Below are 20,700 nucleotides of genomic sequence, written 5' to 3' on the forward strand. Positions count from 1 at the left end.
TTCCGGGGCGCGATTTCCACCCCGCCCCCACAATGATCTGCATGACCGCCCTGCACGCCAACCCGCTCTTCGCCCGTCTCGACCGTGCCGAACGCGTCCTGGTGGCCGGAGCGGGCGGCGGGTTCGACATCTACGCCGGGCTCCCCATCGCCCTCTCCCTCATGCACCAGGGCAAGGACGTCCACCTGGCGAACCTCTCCTTCAGCTCCCTCGCCGGCCTGCCCACCGAGGACTGGGTGGCGCCCGACCTCGCCGCCGTCACCGCCGAGAGCGCGCCCCACCAGGCCTACTTCCCCGAGCGCACCCTCGCCCAGTGGCTCCGCAGACTCGGCTACCCGTCCACGGTGTACGCCTTCCCCCAGGTCGGGGTACAGCCCCTGCGCGCCGCCTACCGGGCGCTGATCGACCTCCACCGCATCGACGCGGTCGTCCTGGTCGACGGGGGTACGGACATCCTGATGCGCGGCGACGAAGCCGGACTCGGCACCCCCGAGGAGGACCTGGCCAGCGTCGCGGCGCTGGCAGCGCTGGACGACGTACCGGAACGCCTCGTCGTGTCGGTCGGCTTCGGCGTGGACGCGTACCACGGGGTCAGCCACGGCCTGGTCCTGGAGAACATCGCGGCGCTGGAACGCGACGGGGCGTACCTCGGGGCGTTCTCGATACCGCGGGCCACCCGCGAGGGCGCCCTCTTCCTGGACGCGGTGGCGCACGCCCAGGAGCACACCCCCGAGCGTCCCAGCATCGTGAACGGCTCCATCGCGGCGGCCGTCCGCGGCGCCTTCGGCGACGTCCGGTTCACCGAGCGCACCCGCGACAGCGAGCTCTTCGTGAACCCGCTGATGTCGCTGTGCTTCGCCTTCGAACTGCCGGCACTGGCGGCCCGCTGCCTCTACCTGGACCGCATCGAGGACACGACGCTGCTGCGGCAGGTCCAGTCCCGGATCGCGGAGTTCCGCGAGGACCTCATCACCCGCCCGGCCCGGCACATCCCCCACTGACCTCCGGCGGCCGGCCGCCGGGAAACGCGCGCAGCGTCATCCGGGATGCCCTGACGTCCGCGAACCACCTCATCCCCTCGTCACCCGCCGCGAGGGCGGCCTGGGCGGTGGCGATCCACTCCTCCCGGTCGAGCAGCGAGGCGTACGCCGTCCTGATGTCCTCCTGACGCCGCGCGCCGCACCCGGAGGCCTTGAGTGGGTGCTCGCCCAGGTGGTGGGCGAGCGACGCGGCCGCGACGAACCGATCGGCGGTCGGACCGAGCGTGCCCACGGCGCGCACGTGGGCTTGCAGCACCACCGCCGCGTGGGGGTAGTGGACGAGGGCGAGTCCCATGCCGTCGCACGCGGTCATGGCATCGAGGAGACGGCCGACGTGGTCGGCCATCTCCCCGTCGGCCCCGAGGCCCCCGAGTTCCCGGTGGAGCCCGGTGGCCACGGCGAGCTCGCCGGCGAAGTACCGGTTCAGGTAGTCGCCGTCGCAGGCCGAGCGCAGCAGCCAGGTCCGGGCCCTCGGATCGTCGATCCGGCCGAGGGCGCCCACGACGTGGACACGCCCCCAGCCGGTGACGCGATCGCCCAGCCACAGCAGGGCCTCCACCCCTCCGGGCATACGGTCGAGGGCACTGATCGCCAGCGGCGCGAACCACCGGGACAGCAGCCCGATCGTCCGGACCAGCGGGATGTCGGCGGCGGTACCCGCGACCGCGAGCATGATGAGGCCCACGGTGACCGTCCTCCGGTCGGTCCCGCGCCGGACCAGCCACCGGCCCGTCCGGCGCACGCGCTCCGGGTCGGCCCGCTCGGCCGCGGCCGCGACGTACGGGTTGTGGTCGATGGGGACGGGCCCGTTCAGCAACGCCTCGGCCAGCTCCTCCGGGCGGGCGGAGCCCCGCGCGAAGTGGGCGTCCACCACGAACGCCGCGTCGAGGCCGACCGGTCGCCGCGGTACCTCGGGGCCGGGCCGGCCGCGATGCCGCTCGTGATCGGGATACGGCTCCCCGTTCCGCGGGAGGGGCCGATCCGGAGCCAGCCGGAGCAGCCGCATCGCGTGGTCGTACAGGGGTGTTCCGGTTGCGGGGAGCTCGGCTCCGGGCGGCGCGGTCACCGGTGGGGGAAGGACTCGATTCGCATGATCATGTCCCCGAGCCTGCCACCGGATCTCCCGCCGCGGCAAGCCCATTCCCCGCGATGCGCGACGAAGGGGACCGGCCCGTGGCCGGTCCCCTTCGTGAGCTGCTCGTCAGCTACCCGTGCGGGCTACGCCGGACCGTACGTCCGGCGCGGTCCCGTGCGGTGTCAGCTGCAGCCGCTGGTGGAGCCGCAGCCCTCGCAGATGTAGCAGGAGCCGGCGCGCTGCATCTTCGTACCGCAGGAGAAGCAGAGCGGGGCGTCGGCGGAGACGCCGAGCTGCATCTCGACCAGTTCGGCGTTGCTGTGCGCCGTCTTCGGAGCCGGGACCGGGGCGACCGCGACCGGCTTCGGCGTGGAGGGCACCGCGGCCAGCGGAGCGGACTGGGCCAGGGCCTCGGTGTCCATCTGCTCTTCCAGCGCCTCGTAGGAGCCGGTCTCCAGGTGACGCTGACGCTCCTCGGCGGAGTGGATGCCGAGGGCCGAGCGGGTCTCGAAGGGCAGGAAGTCGAGCGCCACGCGACGGAAGATGTAGTCGACGATCGACTGCGCCATCCGCACGTCCGGGTCGTCCGTCATGCCGGCCGGCTCGAAGCGCATGTTCGTGAACTTCGAGACGTATGTCTCCAGCGGGACGCCGTACTGCAGACCGACCGAGACGGCGATCGAGAAGGCGTCCATCATGCCCGCGAGGGTCGAGCCCTGCTTGGACATCTTGAGGAAGACCTCGCCCAGACCGTCGTCCGGGTAGGAGTTCGCCGTCATGTAGCCCTCGGCGCCGCCGACCGTGAAGGAGGTGGTGATCCCCGGGCGGCCCTTCGGGAGGCGCTTGCGGACCGGGCGGTACTCGATGACCTTCTCGACCGCCGCGCGGATGGTCTCCTCGGCCTTCTCGGTGACCTCGGTCTTCTCCGCTTCCTTCTTCTTAGCGGAGAGGGGCTGACCGACCTTGCAGTTGTCGCGGTAGATCGCGAGCGCCTTGACGCCCATCTTCCACGCCTCGAAGTAGATCTCCTCGATCTCCTCGACGGTCGCCGTCTCCGGCATGTTGACCGTCTTCGAGATCGCGCCGGAGATCCAGGGCTGGATCGCGGCCATCATGCGGACGTGGCCCATCGCCGAGATGGAACGCTCGCCCATGGCGCAGTCGAACACCGAGTAGTGCTCGGTCTTCAGGCCCGGGGCGTCGACGACCACGCCGTGCTCGGCGATGTGGGAGACGATCGCCTCGATCTGCTCCTCCTGGTAACCCAGGCGGCGCAGGGCCTGCGGGACGGTGCCGTTGACGATCTGCATCGAGCCGCCGCCGACGAGCTTCTTGAACTTGACCAGGGCCAGGTCCGGCTCGACACCGGTGGTGTCACAGGACATCGCGAGGCCGATGGTGCCGGTCGGCGCGAGGACGGAGGCCTGCGCGTTGCGGAAGCCGTTCTTCTCGCCGAGGCGCAGGACGTCCTGCCAGGCCTCGGTGGCCGCGGCCCAGATGGAGTTGTCCAGGTCCTCGGTGCGCGGCGCGACGGCGTTGGCGTCGGCGTGCTGCTTCATGACGCGCTTGTGCGAGTCGGCGTTGCGGGCGTAGCCGTCGTACGGGCCGACGATGGCGGCCAGCTCGGCGGAGCGCTTGTACGCGGTGCCGGTCATCAGCGAGGTGATCGAGGCGGCGAGGGTGCGGCCGCCGTTCGAGTCGTACGCGTGGCCGGTGGCCATCAGCAGGGCGCCGAGGTTGGCGTAGCCGATGCCCAGCTGGCGGAAGGCGCGGGTGTTCTCGCCGATCTTCTGCGTCGGGAAGTCGGCGAAGCAGATGGAGATGTCCATCGCGGTGATGACGAGCTCGACGACCTTGGCGAAGCGCTCGGCGTCGAAGGACTGGTTGCCCTTGCCGTCGTCGCCCAGGAACTTCATCAGGTTGAGCGAGGCGAGGTTGCAGGACGTGTTGTCCAGGTGCATGTACTCGCTGCACGGGTTGGACGCGGTGATGCGGCCGGACTCGGGGCAGGTGTGCCAGTTGTTGATCACACCGTCGTACTGGATGCCCGGGTCGGCACAGGCCCACGCGGCCTCGGCGAGCTTACGGAAGAGCGCCTTGGCGTCGACCTTCTCGATGACCTCGCCGGTCATGCGGGCCCGCAGGCCGAACTCGGTGCCGTTCTCGACGGCCGTCATGAACTCGTCGTTCACGCGGACGGAGTTGTTGGCGTTCTGGTACTGGACGGACGTGATGTCGTCGCCGCCCAGGTCCATGTCGAAGCCCGCGTCGCGCAGGGCGCGGATCTTCTCCTCTTCCTTCACCTTGGTGGCGATGAAGTCCTCGACGTCCGGGTGGTCCACGTCCAGGACGACCATCTTGGCCGCGCGGCGGGTGGCGCCGCCCGACTTGATCGTTCCTGCGGAGGCGTCGGCGCCCCGCATGAAGGAGACCGGGCCGGAGGCGTTGCCGCCGGAGGAGAGGAGCTCCTTGGAGGAGCGGATGCGGGAGAGGTTCAGGCCGGCGCCGGAGCCGCCCTTGAAGATCATGCCCTCTTCCTTGTACCAGTCGAGGATCGACTCCATGGAGTCGTCGACCGCCAGGATGAAGCAGGCGGAGACCTGCTGCGGCTGGGGCGTGCCGACGTTGAACCAGACCGGGGAGTTGAAGCTGAAGATCTGGTGCAGGAGCGCGTAGGTGAGCTCGTGCTCGAAGATCTCCACGTCGGCGGGCGAGGAGAAGTAGTCGAAGTCCTCGCCGGCCTTCGTGTACGTCTTCACGATCCGGTCGATGAGCTGCTTCAGGCCCGTCTCGCGCTGCGGGGTGCCGACCGCGCCGCGGAAGTACTTGCTGGTGACGATGTTCACCGCGTTCACCGACCAGAAGTCGGGGAACTCGACGCCGTGCTGCTCGAAGTTGACCGAGCCGTCGCGCCAGTTGGTCATGACGACGTCACGGCGCTCCCAGCTCACCTCGTCGTACGGGTGCACGCCGGGGGTGGTGTGGATGCGCTCGATCCGCAGGCCGCCCTTGGCAGCCTTGGTTCCCTTGGCGCGGGAACCACGTGCCGAGCCGCTCGCCGTCTCTGTCATGCCAGGCCTCCCATATGCGGGCAAAAACGCCCTAAAGTGCCAGCGTTATTCCGCGGCACGGTGCTGTGTCTTGTATCTACGTGTCTTCGCCGGGCCGGCCGGCCGCACCGCGGGGCGAAACTCTCCCCGGAGCGGGCCGTCCGGTCAGTCGGCGGCGGAGGCGGGCACGGGGACCGGAGCGGTCCGACCGGGCTCGCACTCTTGGGGGTGAGGCCGGTGCACGCGGAGTTCCGCGATGGCGGTCTCGAAGTCTTCGAGTGTGTCGAACGCCTTGTAAACGGACGCGAACCGGAGGTAGGCGACCAGGTCGAGCTCCTGCAACGGGCCGAGTATGGCCAGACCCACGTCGTGGGTGGTCAGCTCGGCGCTCCCGGTGGCGCGCAACGCCTCTTCGACCCGCTGGCCGAGCTTGGCGAGGGCGTCCTCGGTGACCGGCCGCCCCTGGCACGCCTTGCGCACGCCGGAGATGACCTTGGTACGACTGAAGGGTTCGGTCACCCCGCTGCGCTTGATCACCATCAGCGAGGCCGTCTCCACCGTCGTGAAGCGACGGGAGCAGTCGGGGCACTGACGGCGCCTGCGGATCGACGTGCCGTCGTCCGTGGTGCGGCTGTCGACGACGCGGCTGTCGGGGTGCCTGCAGAAGGGGCAGTGCATGGTTCCCTCACCCTCCTTCTCGGCACGGCAGAATCACTCCACGGCGCCCCTCAACGGCAGAGACGCAGCTCTTCCGGGGGCTCGTGAAGCAGCCACCAGCATATGCGATGTCGGGACCCGCGGCGGACCGGGGACCACAACCTCTGGGCGGCAGCGCTCATCCAACCACTAGATCTTGGGTTGTGGGGGATTTTCACGGCTCCGCGTGTCGCGGCGCCCGAAGCGTGGACACGGGGCTTCCCGGTGCCACACTGGGCCCGGCCCGGACGGTGGCGACCCGACCCGGAAGGGTACCGTAGGCACCGGACGCGGAGCCGAACCTTCGTTCGGCAAACCGATCGCCTATACACCTCCACATATAGCCACGCCGGGCGATCTGCGTTTTTTCACTCGAACGTGTGTTTGGCGCAACCTTTCGAAAGCAACTACCGTTGTCCAGCTAGGGAGAACATTTCGAGAGGGGCCGACGTGACCACCACCGCAGACAGTGCCACCATCACTGCCCAGAACCACTCCCAGAGCCGACTTGAGCCGGTGCATGCCATGAATGACGCAAACCTGAACCCGGAGGCGGAGCCCGTACGCCCCGCACGCTCGCTGCCAGGTCGACCTCCAGGCATCCGCGCCGACAGCTCCGGGCTCACGGACCGGCAGCGGAGGGTCATCGAGGTCATCCGCGACTCAGTGCAGCGGCGCGGCTACCCGCCGTCGATGCGTGAGATCGGCCAGGCGGTCGGCCTCTCCAGCACCTCGTCGGTCGCCCACCAGCTGATGGCCCTGGAGCGCAAGGGCTTCCTGCGCCGCGACCCGCACCGCCCGCGGGCCTACGAGGTGCGCGGCTCCGACCAGCCCAGCTCGCAGCCCACCGACACCACCGGCAAGCCCGCCGCGTCCTACGTGCCCCTGGTCGGCCGGATCGCGGCCGGCGGCCCGATCCTCGCCGAGGAGTCGGTCGAGGACGTGTTCCCGCTCCCCCGCCAGCTGGTCGGCGACGGCGAGCTCTTCGTCCTCAAGGTCGTCGGCGACTCGATGATCGAAGCCGCCATCTGTGACGGCGACTGGGTCACGGTCCGCCGCCAGCCCGTCGCGGAGAACGGCGACATCGTCGCGGCCATGCTCGACGGCGAGGCCACGGTCAAGCGCTTCAAGCGCGAGGACGGCCACGTGTGGCTCCTGCCGCACAACGCCGCGTACCAGCCGATTCCGGGTGACGAAGCGACCATCCTCGGCAAGGTCGTCGCCGTACTGCGTCGGATCTGACCTCCGCCGCCTCCATCCAGCCCTGGGACTCACTGCGCCGGTCCCAGGGCTGCTTTGCGTCCTGATCGCCTCCTCGCGGGGGCTTACTTCCCGTCCGCTCGGGCGGTCGCGTCGATGGCGGCCAGGGAACGGCGGACCTGGTTGCGGTCCGTGGTGTACCAGAAGTCCGGCAGGGTCGCCCTGAGGAAGCTTCCGTACCGGGCCGTGGCCAGCCGGGGGTCCAGCACCGCGACGACGCCCCGGTCGCCCGTGGCCCGTACGAGCCGGCCCGCGCCCTGGGCCATCAGCAGGGCCGCGTGCGTGGCGGCCACGGCCATGAAGCCGTTTCCGCCGCGTTCCTCCACCGACTTCTGCCGGGCGCTCATCAGCGGGTCGTCCGGGCGCGGGAACGGGATCCGGTCCATGATCACGAGCTGGCAGCTGGGGCCGGGCACGTCCACTCCCTGCCAGAGGGACAGCGTCCCGAACAGGCAGGTCTTCGGGTCGGCCGCGAACGCCTTGATCAGCTCGCCCAGTGTCTCCTCGCCCTGGAGCAGGATCGGGTTGTCGATCCGGCCGCGCAGCTCTTCGGCTGCCGCCTTGGCTCCGCGCATGGAGGAGAAGAGACCGAGCGTGCGGCCACCGGCGGCCTCGATCAGTTCCGCCAGCTCGTCGATCATGTCGCCCCGGGTCCCCTCGCGCCCCGGTGTGGCCAGGTGCTTGGCGACGTAGAGGATGCCCTGCTTCGGGTAGTCGAAGGGCGAGCCGACGTCCAGGCCCTGCCACTGCGGCACGTCGTCGCCCTCGACCCCCTCGGGGGACAGCCCCATCGAGGCCGCGACCCCGTTGAAGTCGCCGCCGAGCTTGAGGGTCGCCGAGGTCAGGACCACCGAGCGGTCCTCGAACAGCTTCTCCCGCAGCAGGCCCGACACCGAGAGCGGTGCGACGCGGAGGGTGGCGCCGAAGCGGTCGTGGCGCTCGTACCAGACGACGTCGTACTCGGAACCGTTGCTGATCCGCTCCGCCACGCTGTGGACGCCCTCGACCGCGGCCAGGGCCTGCTTGCGCACCGCGTCCTCGTCCTGGACGGACTTGTCCCGGGTGGATCCGATCGCGGAGATCACGTTGCGGGCGGCGTCGCGCAGTGCCATCAGGGCGTAGCCGAGGTCCTCGGGGACCTCCTCCAGGCGGCCCGGGAGCGCCAGCTCCATGACCCGCTCGAAGGACTCGGAGGCGGTCTGCAGGGAGTCGGCGGTCTTCTCGTCGACCAGCTTGGCCGCGCGCTTCACCGCCCGGTTGACCTGGCCCGGGGTGAGCTCGCCGGTGGCGACGCCGGTGACCCGGGAGACCAGCTCGTGGGCCTCGTCCACGATCAGCACCTCGTGCTGCGGCAGCACGGGGGCGCCTTCGATGGCGTCGATGGCGAGCAGGGCGTGGTTGGTGACGACCACGTCGGCCAGCTTGGCGCGCTCGCGGGCCGCTTCGGCGAAGCACTCCGCGCCGTACGCGCACTTCGTCGCGCCCAGGCACTCGCGGGAGGACACGGAGATCTGCGACCAGGCCTTGTCGGACACGCCCGGGGTCAGATCGTCGCGGTCGCCGGTCTCCGTCTCGTCCGCCCAGTCGCGCAGGCGCAGCAGGTCCTTGCCGAGCTTGCTGGTGGGGGTCGCCGCCTCGAACTGGTCGAAGAGGCCCTCCTCCTCGTCCTGCGGCGCGCCCTCGTGCAGGCGGTGGAGGCACAGGTAGTTGGAGCGCCCCTTGAGCATGGCGAACTGCGGGCGGCGGCGCAGCTGCGGATGCAGCGCCTCCACCGTCCGGGGCAGGTCGCGCTCGACGAGCTGGCGCTGGAGGGCCAGGGTGGCGGTGGCCACGACCACGCGCTCGCCGTGGGCCAGCGCCGGCACCAGGTATCCGAGGGACTTTCCGGTGCCGGTGCCGGCCTGGATGAGCCGGTGCGAGCTGTCGTCGATCGCCGCGGCGACGGCTTCGGCCATGGCCACCTGGCCGGGGCGCTCCGTGCCGCCGACGGCGGAGACGGCGGCGTGCAGCAGGTCGGGGAGGGAGGGCTTCGTCATAGCACTGCCAACCCTAAGGGGCGCCACCGACAGTGGCGGCACCGACGAGGATTCACGGCTGGTGGAGGGGATTGGGCACGGTGCCGTGCAGCACGGCGTGCGGACGGTCGGGGCGGTCCCGGTAGCCGTCCTCGTAGAGCCGGTTCCGGTTGAGGCAGAGGCGGCCGATGCGCTCGCCGAGCAGGTCGAAGAGCTCGTAGCGGTCCTTGAGCTCGGGGAACCGGGACTGGTAGCGCAGGATTTCCGCCCGTACGAGGGACCAGAACGCGCCCTCCGGGACGTCGAGCTGGTCGTCGCACAGCACCGCGAGGTAGCGGAAGACGCCGACGAAGAGCCCGGAGTGGATGAACTGGGGCAGGAAGTCGGCGGGCTCGGTGAGCAGGACCCCCCGGACCTCGTCGGGCAGCGCGTCCAGCTCGGGGAGCGGTTCGGCGGTGATGTTGACGTCGTCCACGAAGTCCTTGACCGCGAGGCGGACGGGGACGTCGTGCTCGTCGAAGACCACGATGGCGTTCTCGCCGTGCGGGGAGAAGACGGTGCCGTAGCGGTAGAGGAAGTGGAGCAGCGGGGGCAGCAGCGCGTCGAGGAGCCGCTGCAGCCAGACGGCGGGGGTCAGGCCGGACCGGGCGACGAGCTCGGCCGTGAAGGACCGGCCTCGGGGGTCGGTGTGCAGGAGCGAGGCGAGCGTGCGGGCGCGCTCGCCCGGCGCGAGGAGGCCGGTCAGGGGCTGGCGCCAGATCGCTCCGAGGAGCTCCTTGTACTGGTAGGGCACCTCGGGGAGCTGCGCGTACACCGGGTGGCGGACGGTGACGGAGGCGACCTCGCCGAGCAGGATCACCCGGCACTCGTCGCGGAGGAAGGGGTCGGCGTCGCGCAGCGAGTGGATCCAGGCGGTGACGGCGGGGGCGGCGAGGGCGAGCTCGGTGGGCAGGCCCCGCCAGACCATGGTGTTGAACACGGACAGCGGGAGTTTGACGCTGTGGCGGTCGGGGCGGCTGAGGTTGAGGAAGGTGCGGATCGACTGCTGGGGCAGGCGCACGTCGGGGTCGGCGGGGAGCGGTACGAGGGACCCGGACGCGAGGGCGGGGGCGAAGAGGGGGAGGACGACCTCGTCCCACTGCCAGGGGTGGACGGGGAGATAGAGGTAGCGGAGGGGGTCCAGGCCCCGGTCGCGCAGGGTGCGGTCGAAGGCGGCGCGGGTGGCCGGGTCCAGTTCCGCCGCGTAGAGGAGGTCGGGGTCTTCGACGCCGGCGGTGCCCCGGTAGGCGGCGAGGGAGGTGTGGGCGGCGAGCCAGGGCAGGCGCTGCCGGGTGCGCGCCTCGGGGGCCCAGGCGGCGGTGTCGGAGGCGGAGAGCCCGATCCGGCCCTTGTTGAGGACGAGCCAGGGGTGGCCGGTCTGGTGGCCTTCGAGGGCGGCGTAGTCCAGGTCGGCGAGGGCGTCCGCGGTGAGCGCCGTGTGCGCGATCCGCGCGTCGGCGGAGAGGGTGGCGCTGAGCTCGCGGACGAGGTGGCCGAGGGTGGGCCCGTCGAGGCGGAGGAGGGCTCGGGCGCGGATCAGGAACGCGTACGGGTCCCCGAAGGGGGTCGGGGGCTGCTCGGAGGGCGGGGCCGGGGTGAGGGTGATGGAGTCCGGGTCCACCTGCCAGCTCTCGTACGCGCGGCGGCGGGCGCGGAAGGCGAGGGTGGCGCCGTCGTCGAGGGTCAGGGTCCAGGTGTCGCCGGCGGTGGAGGGGACGGGCGACGGGGCAGGGACCGCCGGGGCGGGTGATGGGGCGGCGGCCGGGGCGGGTGAGGGGGAGGCGGCCGTGGAGGGCGACGGGGAGGCGGCCGGGGCGGGTCGCAGGGAGGCGGCCGGGGCGGGGGCGCGGACCGGGGTGAGGACTTCCTCGTAGGCGAACTCGGCGAGCATCTTGGCGAGCAGCCGACGGGCGGCGGCGGCCCAGATGGCGCGGGTCAGCTCGGGAGGTGTGCGGGGGTCACGGGGAGACGGCGGCACGGAGGGTTCCGCGGAGTCGGGGGCAGCGGGGCGATTCGACACGGAACTCCTCGAAGATCGGGAACTTTGCTGCGTCGCGCAGAGTTTTCGAAGGGAGAGGTGTGAGCGAGCGGTGAGGGTCGCCGGGAGACGCGGAGCGGCATTCAGAGGAGATTGCGCAGCGCCCGCTCCCGGACCATCAGTGCCGCCCGCTTGTCGGGTAGGTCGATTTCCGCGGAGCAGCGGAAACCGGAGTTCAGGAAGGCTGTCACGGAGGGGGTGTTGTGGATGTCCGGTTCGGCAATGACCCGCGTGCAGCGGGGGCGGTTGTCCAGGACGAGGTCGGCGACGGCGCGCAGCAGCGTGGTGCCGAGACCGCGGCCGCGGTTCGTGCCGTCTCCGATCAGCAGGTGGATACCCGTGTCGTGGGGGCGCGCCGGATAGTGCCGGGCGAGCGGGTCGAGGTCGGCCCGGTAGATCTCCCAGTAGCTCATCGGCGTGCCGTCGAGGAGGCCCAGGCAGGGGATGCTGCTGCTGTCCTCGTCGAGCTGGGGCCGCAGGTGGGCGGCGGTGACGGCGGCGGGACCGGCGAGCTCCCAGTAGGTGTGGACCTCGGGGTCGTTCATCCAGCGGGTGAGGAGTTCCAGGTCCCGCGCCGGGCGTACGGGTTCGAGACGGAAGGCTCCGGCCGGGGTGGCGGTGCTGCCCCAGGACGCCGGGGAGTCGAGGAGGTCCGCCTCGGCGAGCAGGGGCAGCAGCCGGGCGGTGAGGCGGGGGGCGCCGATGCGGCCGAGTCCGTGGGTGGTTGCCGTGTCCGCGGGGTGCGTGGGGGTGTCGGTGGAGGGCATCGGGGCTCTTCTCCGCGTCGGTGGTGGCGTGTCAGTCGTGAAGGGGGTTGGCGATGGTGACGTAGACGGACTGGGTGTCGACGGGGCCGACGAGTTCGTCGAGGCCGCCCAGGCGGGTGAGCAGGTTGGCCTTGCACCGCAGGGTCGGTGAGTCGAGGAGCCGTGCGGGAAGCGGGCCGAGGCCCGCGGCCTTGCCGAGGAAGCGGCGGAAGGCGGCGAGGAGCACGCGCTCGTCGGCGAGTTGCTGGGATCCGAAGGCACCGATGAGCCCGAGCACGTTGTTGATGCCGAGGTAGTAGGCGAAGCGTTCGTCGGTGACGGCGTCGGAGACGAAGGTGTCGCTGGCGCCGCCGATGCCGGGGAGCCGCTGCTCCAGTTCCGCGCGGTGGGACTCGCGGAAGTAGTAGCCCTGGTTGTCGCGGTAGCGGCCGCCGACCGGCCAGCCGGCCGGGTCGAGGAGGACCAGGGTGTTCTGCTGGTGCGCCTCGAGGGCGATTCCGGCGAGGGCGTCGAAGGCGAGGACCGGCAGGACCACGTGGTCGAGGTAGCGCAGGAACCACTCGGCGGCGACGGCGGACGTGGTGTGCCCGGTGCTGACGGCGAGGCCGCGAACGATGTCGGCGAGCCGGGAGCGCATGCCGGTCCGGCCCGGCCACGGGCGGGGGGAGGTCAGCGCGGCGACGCAGACGGCGTCGTCGCCGGAGCGGAAGGGATTGTGGCGCAGCAGGGCGTCGAGTCCGGGCACGGGCGTGCCGTCGGGAGCGTCGACGCCGACCCAGGCGGGGTCGCGCACGATGTCGAAGCCGGGGTGGGCCGCCTGCCACTGCTCGGCGAGGCCGGTACGGAGCAGCCGGTGCACCTCGACGCCGCGGTGGAGTTCCTTGCGGAGGTTCTCCCGGCGGGAGTTGGTGATGCGCAGGCCCAGGGAGAGCTTGAGCATCGCCGGGGCGCCGGGGCGGTGGACGGTGCGGATGGAGGAGGTGGGGTACCAGGGGGCGCCGTACGGGCCCAGGTCGTGCAGGAGTCCCGCGTCGAGCAGTGCGGCGACGGCGGGGCGCTGGAGCAGGTCGCGGGCCTGCCAGGGGTGCAGGGGAAGGGGGACGGCGCCGTCGGGGAGCGGGATTCCGGGGGCGAGGCGGCCGAGGAGGCGCGCCGCCGAGACCGGCCGGCCGCTCTCGGTCCAGGCGGAGTCGGTGACCAGGGCGGACGGGGCCACCGCGAACCAGTGGAGGGGGAAGGATCCGTGGAGTTCGGGTGAGTAGCGGCGCACTTCGGCCTCGGAGAGTCCTTCGCGGCTCTTCGGGTCCGGTTGGAGGGGGTGGCCGAGGAGGAGGGACTGTTCGGCGGTGAGGAAGCGGTCCGCTCCGACCGGGGCGGGGGCGGTGGGGCGTTCCCGCCGGTCCGCGATGAACTCGGCGGTGCGGCGCACCGAGTCGGCGACGCGGCCGACGAGGTCGGCGCTGCCGGTTCGCGTGCCGGTGGGGGCGGTACCGGTGCCGGCGGCCGTGGTGGTATCGGATCCGTCGGCGGGCGTGCCGGTGCCGGCGGCTCCCTCGCGGGCGAGGAGCGCGGCGAGGGTGACGGCGTCCATTGTGGGGGCGGTGGCGGGAGCCCCTTCCAGTCGGGCTGCGGCGAAGCGGTGCCAGCCGGACGCCGACCAGTGCCGGACGGTGACGAGCAGAGCCGTGCCGGATGCGGGGAGGGGTACGCGCAGGGGGGTACCGGCCGGGCCGTCGGGCCGGGCGATCCCCGCTTCGCGTACCCAGCACCTGAGGAGGTTCTCCACGGCCGCCGTGTCGGCGACGGCGGTCGGGTCGGAGTGGTCCAACGGGTCTTCCCACAGGGCCCGTTCCCCGCCGGCAAGTCCCTGCCGCGACGCCCGCTGACCGGGCGTGCCGTCCTTTTGCCGCGGCACGGTGGCTTGCCCGTCGGCGGCCGGATCGGCGGGATCGTGCACCCGCGGAGCCCTCGCTGCCCCCGTACCGTCCGTCGGACCCGACGTGCTCGGGGTCGTCCGGGCCGCCGGCGTCCGGGCTGCCGGTTCCTCCGCGCTGGAGAGCTGCCCCGCCGTCGCAGTGCTCCGGGGCTCGGCCGTCACGTCGGCGTGGTTCGGGTGCGGGTCCGGGTCCACAGGACCGTTCAGCTGCTGTGGGGAGGCGGCGGACGCTTCCGCTGCCCGCACCGCCGGTTCGGGGGTGGCTCCGGGTTCGTCCGCCACGGGACCGGCGTGCGCGAGGTCGGAAGGCTGCCACGTGGCAAGGGCGGGGGCCTCCTTCGAACCCTCCGAGCCGGGCCAGGTGGGGAGGGCCGGGAAGGGCGGGTACTCGGAGGCGACCCACGAGAGTCCCGGGCCGGGGGCGGTCGGGGGAAGCTGCGGAGTGCTCGCCACCTGACCGGGCTCGCCGGTCTCCGCGGTACGGGGCCGGTCCGGGTACGGCACGAGCAGGTCGGCTGCCGCGTCCGGGCTCACGGGCGAGGCCGCGGACCGGGCGAGTGCCGAACCCTCCGCCGACGCCGGCGAAACGGACGGGACCGGGTGTCGTACCGGGCCCGCCGAGGTGGACCGGGTCGACTGCGGTGCGGCCGACGCCACCGCTGCGGGCGCTGTGGCGGACGAGGGCCGCTCCCCCACCGGGGTCGCCTCTCCGGCCGGGGTGGGCGGAGTCGGCTTCCCCGCCGGGACTGCCGGCACGGTCACGTGAGGTGGCTCCGCCATCGTCGACTCCGCCGGGACGGCGGGCGTTGCGGGCATCGCCGCCGCGGTCGGCGGCGCCGCCGGAACAACCGGTTCTGCTGACGTCTCCGAGGCAGCCGGAGCCTCCGGGCCCGCCGGGACAGCTGGCGCTAGCCATGCCCTCCCGGGCGGCGGAGTCGGCGCGCCGGGCGCCGGCCGGGCACGCTCGGCCAGGCCGGGGGGTTGGACGTTCCCGACGGCAGCCGCGAGCGGGGCGAAGAGCGCGTCCATGGCCGAGGGCGCGGGCGCGGGCGGGGGCGGGGCCATGCCAGGTGCCGTGGCGGTCCCCGTGGCCAGGCGCGAGGGCGAAGTCGACGCCGGGTCCGAGGGTGTGGCGGCAGTGGTGACCTCGGCCGCGAACCGCGTCATGGCCGTGGCCGGCACCGCGGCCGGGGCCAGGGCCATGTCTGCCCCCCGGGACGGGAGCTGCATCGCCGCCGGAGCCTGGGCCTTGGCCGAAGATGCGGCCGTATCCGGGGCTCCAAGTGCCGTCGCCGCTCCGGGCGCGGACGGAAGTACCGCCGACGCCGCGGCCAGGAACGGCGGCGCAGCCGTGCCCGCACCCCGGGGCGGGAACTGCGTCGCTGCCGGAGTCTGGGTTGCGGCCGGGGACGGGAACGCCGTTGCCGTCACACTCGGCGTCGAGTCCGGGGCTGCGGGTGGGGGCGTGGTCGGCAGCGCGGCCGTGGTGGCCGCTTCGGCCAAGGCCGCGCTGGCCTCAGCGGCCGGCGGCGAGAACTGGGCCGCGGTCGGAACCCGGGGGGTGACCGGGAGACCCGCCGGGGCCTGAGGGGCGGACGGGAGCCCCGCCGCAGCCTGGAGGGTAGCCGCCACTGACTCCGGAGCATGCGGGGCGGCCGGGGTTGCGTCCGCAGCCAGCGTCGACAGCAGGGCCTCGCCCGGGGCGGCGTCAGCAGCCGGCGGCGAGAACTGGGCCGCGGTCGGAACCAGGGGTGTGACCGGGAGACCCGCCGGGGCCTGGGGGGTCGACGGTGCAGACGCCGGAGGTTGCGGGGCTGCCTGGTGCGCAGCCGGAGGGTGCGGGGCGGCCGGGGGTGCGGCCGGGGTCGGAACCCCGGCCGCAGTCGGGGTCGGCAGCGCCGTCGCGGCCGGGTTCGGGAACACCGCCACGGCCGGGGGCTGGAGGCCCGGGGGGAGCGCCGTCGGCGGGGTCGCGGCCACGGGCGGGAGCGCGGGGGTGGCCGGGAACGCCGTCGCGGCCAGCGGCGGGAGCGCGGAAGTGGCCGGGAACGCCGTCGTCGCCGGGGGCGGGGTCGGCTGGTGGGGGTCGGGCATCGCGGGTCCTCCGGGTGCGGTCAGCGGGGCCGGCGGGCGGCGGCCGGGATGGCGTCGGCCAGGCGGTCGAGGACCGCCGAGGCCTGCTCGTCGGTCAGGGTCAGCGGCGGCAGCAGCCGGACGACGGCGGAGTGGCGGCCGCCGAGTTCGACGATCAGCCCCCGGTCCAGGCACTCCTGGCGGACGGCCGCGGCCAGCGCGGGCGCGGCGGCCCCCGTGTCGGGGTCGACCAGTTCGACGCCGATCATCAGGCCGCGCCCCCGGACCTCCCCGACGCAGGGGTGGGCCGGAGCCAGCCCGCGCAGGGCCGACGTCATCCGCTCCCCGAGCACCGCCGCGCGCTCGGCCAGGCGGTTCTCGCGTACGTAGGCCAGCGTGGCCGTACCGGCGGCCATGGCCAGCTGGTTTCCGCGGAACGTTCCGGCATGGGCGCCGGGCGGCCACACGTCGAGGTCGCCCCGGTAGACCACGACGGCCAGCGGAAGGCTGCCGCCGATGGCCTTGGACAGGACCATGACGTCGGGCACCACTCCGGCGTGGTCGACGCCCCAGAAGGCGCCGGTACGGCCGACCCCGGTCTGCACCTCGTCGGCGATCAGGGGGATCCCCCGGGCCGCGGTGATCTCCCGCATCCGGCGCAGCCACGCGTCGGGCGCCGGGAGGACGCCGCCCTCGCCCTGTACGGGTTCCACGATCATCCCGGCGGGCGCGGCCACCCCGCCCTTGGGGTCGTCCAGCAGGTTCTCCGTCCAGAGGGCGCCGAGTTCGGCCCCCTCGGGGCCGCCGACGCCGAACGGGCAGCGGAGGTCCTGCGGGTACGGCAGGCGCGTCACCCGTACGTCCGGCGCACCGCCCGAGGCGCCCAGAGCGCCGGCGGTCATGCCGTGATAGGCCCCGGTGAAGGCGAGCAACCCGTGGCGTCCGGTCGCGGCGCGCACCAGCTTGAGGGCGGCCTCGACCGCGTCCGTCCCGGCGGGCCCGCAGAACTGGATGCGGGCGTCGGCGGCCAGCGCGGGCGGGAGGTTGGCGAACAGCTCGGTGGTGAAGGCGTCCTTGACCGGGGTCGCGAGGTCGAGCACGTGCAGCGGGGCGCCGGAGTCCAGCACGCCCCGGATGGCTTCGAGCACCACCGGGTGGTTGTGCCCGAGGGCCAGCGTGCCCGCGCCGGAGAGGCAGTCCAGGTAACGACGCCCGTCGGCGCCCTCGATGGTCAGCCCCCGGGCGCGCACCGGGACGATGGGCAGGGAGCGCGCGTACGTCCGGGCCGCGGACTCCCGCTGCGCCTGCCGGCGCAGGATGCCCTCGCCGGCGACGGTCGCGCCGGGGCCCGCTCCGGGGCCCGCTCCGGACCCGCCGAAGTCCGCCGGACCGGCCGGAACCCCGGCCGGGGCCCCCGCGGGGGCCCCGCCCGCCGTGGACCCCGTCACGCCCCCGGGCGCCGGTGCCCGTACGCCCTGCGCGGGCACCTGCGGGGGAAGTTGCGCCGCGGCCGCAGCCGCCGCAGGCTCGGTCAAAGCCACGAGTGTCGGTCCTCCCGCACGGATTGCTCTTCCGGATTGCGCCTCGAACATGAACGCTGCTCCCCCATCCCCCGTACGTACCAACGACGATGGCGGCGACGGATCACGGGTGGGCCCAAGATCCTTGCCCGGCACGGGTCGCGCACCGGGAACCGCGGCCCCGGGCTGTGTCGTCATGGGCGGCAGCGGCATAGTGGGGTGCGGTACTCCACGCTCGAAAGAACTTCAGGGGGACGAAAAGACATGCGACCGAACCGACCGGTCACCGCGATCCTGTGCGCGGCCGCGCTCGCGCTGACCGCCTCGGCCTGCGGCCCCGGCGACGCGGAGGCCGGCGGCGACGCCAAGCCGACCGTGGCGGCGACCCTGCCGAGCACGGACGGGATCCAGATCCCGGACCACCTCAAGGAAAAGCTCAAGGAGCACGGCTTCGACCTGGAGAAGTGGAAGGGGGGCGCGTGGAAGAACTGGAAGAGGGAGGACTGGCTCCGCGAGGCGGGCGACTACGTCAACCCGATCATCGAGGGTCTGTGGGACTCCGACCGGATGCGTGACGCCGAGCAGCCGCAGCGCCCGTCCGTCGATCCGGACGCGGGCAAGGACCAGGGCGTCACCGACCCGGCCCCGGCCGCGGTGGCCGCCAAGCCGGCGGTCGCGCCGTACCACAAGAGCGTTCCGGAAGCCGGCAAGGTCTTCTTCGACGGGCCCGAGGGTTCGATGGTCTGCTCCGCGACCGTGGTCAAGGACCCGGCGCGTCCCGGCAAGTCCAACATGGTCTGGACCGCGGGCCACTGCGTGCACGCGGGCAAGGCGGGCGGCTGGTACCGCAACATCGCCTTCGTCCCGTCCTACAACAACGCCGGCAAGCCGTCCGCGCAGCTCAAGGGCGCGCCCCGCGAGCAGGTGGCCCCGTTCGGCGTCTGGTGGAGCGACTGGGCGCAGACCTCCGACCAGTGGATCGCGAACGGCGGCCCGACCGGCGGCGCGGGTGCCCCGTACGACTTCGCGGTGCTCCACGTGACCCCGGAGGCCGGCAGCGGCAAGTCCCTGGAGGAGACCGTCGGTTCGGCGCTCCCGGTGGAGTTCAACGCCCCGGCCGTGCCGAAGGTCGCCGGCATCACCGCCACGGGATACCCGGCGGCGGCTCCGTTCGACGGCCAGAAGGCCTACCAGTGCGCGGACAAGCCGGGCCGGCTGTCCCTGAACGCGGCCGACCCCGTGATGTACCGCATCGGCTGCACCATGACCGGCGGTTCCTCGGGCGGCGGCTGGATCGCGTCCGGCGCGGACGGCAAGCCGGCGCTGGTGTCGAACACCTCGATCGGCCCGGTCAAGGCGGGCTGGCTGGCCGGACCCCGGCTGGGTCCGGAGGCGAAGGGCATCTTCAACGCGGTGAGCGGCAAGTTCAAGTAGCCGGCGGGCGGGTGCCTCCCGCAGCGTGGTGAACGTACGGCTGAGGGCCCCCTGCGGTGCAGGGGGCCCTCAGCCGTTGTCAGGTCGGACGGCCGTTGTCGCGCCGGACGCCCGTTCTCGCGTCACACCCGCCGACGCGTCACCGCTTGGCCAGCGCGTACGGCGCCAGGTCGGAGGCCAGCTCCGGGTGGACCCGCGCCTTCAGCAGGGTGCCCTCCGGGGTGTGCTCCTCGGAGATCACCTCGCCCTCGGCGTGCGCCTTGGCGACCAGCGAGCCGAGGGTGTACGGCACCATGGCCTCCACCTCCACCTCGGGCCGCGGCAGCTCGGTGTCGATGAGCGCGAGGAGTTCCTCGATGCCCATGCCCGTGCGGGCCGACACCGCGAGGGAGTGGCGCTCGATCCGCAGCAGCCGCTGCAGGACGAGCGGGTCCGCCGCGTCCGCCTTGTTGATCACGACGATCTCGGGCACGTTCACCGCGCCGACCTCGCGGATCACCTCGCGCACCGCTGCCAGCTGCTCCTCCGGCGCCGGGTGCGAGCCGTCCACGATGTGCAGGATGAGGTCGGCGTCGCCGACCTCCTCCATCGTGGAGCGGAACGCCTCGACGAGGTGGTGGGGCAGGTGCCGGACGAAGCCGACCGTGTCGGCCAGGGTGTAGATCCGGCCGCTGGGCGTCTCGGCCCGGCGCACGGTCGGGTCGAGGGTGGCGAACAGCGCGTTCTCCACCAGCACGCCCGCGCCCGTGAGGCGGTTGAGCAGCGAGGACTTTCCGGCGTTGGTGTAGCCGGCGATGGCGACCGAGGGCACCTTGTTGCGGCGCCGTTCCTGCCGCTTGATGTCACGGCCGGTCTTCATCTCCGCGATCTCCCGGCGCATCTTCGCCATCTTCTCGCGGATCCGTCGCCGGTCGGTCTCGATCTTGGTCTCACCGGGGCCGCGGGTGGCCATGCCGCCACCGCCGCCGCCACCCATCTGCCGGGACAGCGAGGCGCCCCAGCCGCGCAGGCGCGGAAGCATGTACTGCATCTGCGCGAGTGCGACCTGCGCCTTGCCCTCACGGGACTTGGCGTGCTGGGCGAAGATGTCCAGGATGAGGGCGGTCCGGTCGACCACCTTGACCTTGACGACGTCTTCGAGCGCGATGAGCTGGCCGGGGCTGAGCTCGCCGTCGCAGACGACGGTGTCGGCCCCGCTCTCCATCACGATGTCGCGCAGTTCCCGCGCCTTGCCGGAGCCGATGAAGGTGGCCGGGTCGGGCTTGTCACGGCGCTGGATCACGCCGTCGAGCACGAGGGCGCCGGCGGTCTCGGCGAGGGCCGCGAGCTCCGCGAGGGAGTTGTCCGCGTCCGTCGCCGTCCCCGAGGTCCAGACACCGACGAGCACGACGCGCTCCAGGCGCAGCTGCCGGTACTCGACCTCGGTGACGTCTTCGAGCTCGGTGGAGAGGCCGGCGACGCGGCGCAGGGCCGCGCGCTCGGAGCGCTCGAACTGCTCGCCGTCCCGGTCTCCGTCGATCTGGTGGCTCCAGGCGACGTCCTCTTCCATCAGGGCGTCGGCCCGGAGGCTCTCGGTGAAGCTCGGCGAGTCCGGCACGTCCTGTGCGTCCCGCGCGTCCTGGGAAGGGGAAGAAGAGGAGGTCATTGGATCCTTACGTCGATTTCGTATGCGTCGGCCGCGGCCCGTGGAACGCGCGCCGTGTGTGCCGTCACGTTGCACGGCACACTGTCACGTTCAACGTGTCACATCTTCGGGT

General features: G+C 72.7%; 12 protein-coding genes. 3 read left to right on the top strand and 9 right to left on the bottom strand.

Annotated elements, in window-relative coordinates:
- The first annotated feature begins 41 nt into the window (after positions 1-41).
- The gene (locus tag ACZ6S8_RS27475) at positions 42-1,001 is read left to right on the top strand and encodes a DUF1152 domain-containing protein (protein WP_469460073.1); all 960 of its coding nucleotides are present in this window, start codon (positions 42-44) and stop codon (positions 999-1,001) included.
- Here the strand turns inward: ACZ6S8_RS27475 and ACZ6S8_RS27480 are convergent.
- The 3 genes from ACZ6S8_RS27480 to nrdR form a co-directional block, all read right to left on the bottom strand.
- The gene (locus ACZ6S8_RS27480; protein ID WP_469460074.1) at positions 970-2,106 is read right to left on the bottom strand and encodes a hypothetical protein; all 1,137 of its coding nucleotides are present in this window, start codon (positions 2,104-2,106) and stop codon (positions 970-972) included. The genes ACZ6S8_RS27475 and ACZ6S8_RS27480 overlap by 32 nt on opposite strands.
- A 191-nt stretch (positions 2,107-2,297) precedes the next feature.
- Positions 2,298-5,186: a vitamin B12-dependent ribonucleotide reductase gene (locus tag ACZ6S8_RS27485; protein ID WP_469460075.1), complete on the bottom strand. Its 2,889-nt coding sequence runs from the start codon at positions 5,184-5,186 to the stop codon at positions 2,298-2,300.
- Positions 5,187-5,330: 144 nt separating this feature from the next.
- Positions 5,331-5,843: a transcriptional regulator NrdR gene (nrdR, locus tag ACZ6S8_RS27490; RefSeq protein WP_469460076.1), complete on the bottom strand. Its 513-nt coding sequence runs from the start codon at positions 5,841-5,843 to the stop codon at positions 5,331-5,333.
- A 468-nt stretch (positions 5,844-6,311) separates the two neighbouring features.
- Between nrdR and lexA the strand changes: the two genes are divergently transcribed.
- Entirely contained in the window at positions 6,312-7,103 is a 792-nt protein-coding gene (gene lexA / locus ACZ6S8_RS27495) for a transcriptional repressor LexA (RefSeq protein WP_469460077.1), read from the top strand.
- 83 nt (positions 7,104-7,186) lie between these two features.
- Here the strand turns inward: lexA and ACZ6S8_RS27500 are convergent, their stop codons facing one another.
- From ACZ6S8_RS27500 to ACZ6S8_RS27520, 5 genes are all read right to left on the bottom strand, one after another.
- On the bottom strand, positions 7,187-9,157 hold the full coding sequence (locus ACZ6S8_RS27500) for an ATP-dependent DNA helicase (RefSeq protein WP_469460078.1): 1,971 nt from the start codon (positions 9,155-9,157) through the stop codon (positions 7,187-7,189).
- A 52-nt stretch (positions 9,158-9,209) separates the two neighbouring features.
- A complete protein-coding gene (locus ACZ6S8_RS27505) occupies positions 9,210-11,195 on the bottom strand; it encodes an IucA/IucC family protein (protein WP_469460079.1) in 1,986 nt (661 codons plus the stop codon).
- Between the two features lie 101 nt (positions 11,196-11,296).
- Positions 11,297-11,980 carry a GNAT family N-acetyltransferase gene (locus tag ACZ6S8_RS27510; RefSeq protein WP_469460080.1) on the bottom strand — a complete coding sequence of 228 codons (684 nt, stop codon included), beginning with the start codon at positions 11,978-11,980 and terminating at the stop codon, positions 11,297-11,299.
- A gap of 31 nt (positions 11,981-12,011) precedes the next feature.
- The gene (locus ACZ6S8_RS27515; RefSeq protein ID WP_469460123.1) at positions 12,012-13,937 is read right to left on the bottom strand and encodes an IucA/IucC family protein; all 1,926 of its coding nucleotides are present in this window, start codon (positions 13,935-13,937) and stop codon (positions 12,012-12,014) included.
- Between the two features lie 2,093 nt (positions 13,938-16,030).
- Positions 16,031-17,581: a diaminobutyrate--2-oxoglutarate transaminase family protein gene (locus tag ACZ6S8_RS27520; RefSeq protein WP_469460081.1), complete on the bottom strand. Its 1,551-nt coding sequence runs from the start codon at positions 17,579-17,581 to the stop codon at positions 16,031-16,033.
- A 192-nt stretch (positions 17,582-17,773) separates the two neighbouring features.
- On the opposite strand from ACZ6S8_RS27520, the gene ACZ6S8_RS27525 reads away from it, so the two are divergent.
- A complete protein-coding gene (locus ACZ6S8_RS27525) occupies positions 17,774-18,943 on the top strand; it encodes a trypsin-like serine peptidase (protein WP_469460082.1) in 1,170 nt (389 codons plus the stop codon).
- A 139-nt stretch (positions 18,944-19,082) separates the two neighbouring features.
- Here ACZ6S8_RS27525 and hflX read toward each other — a convergent pair whose 3' ends face one another.
- Positions 19,083-20,588: a GTPase HflX gene (gene hflX, locus ACZ6S8_RS27530; protein ID WP_469460083.1), complete on the bottom strand. Its 1,506-nt coding sequence runs from the start codon at positions 20,586-20,588 to the stop codon at positions 19,083-19,085.
- Positions 20,589-20,700 lie beyond the last annotated feature (112 nt).

The organism is Streptomyces sp. NPDC048461, assembly GCF_055587105.1.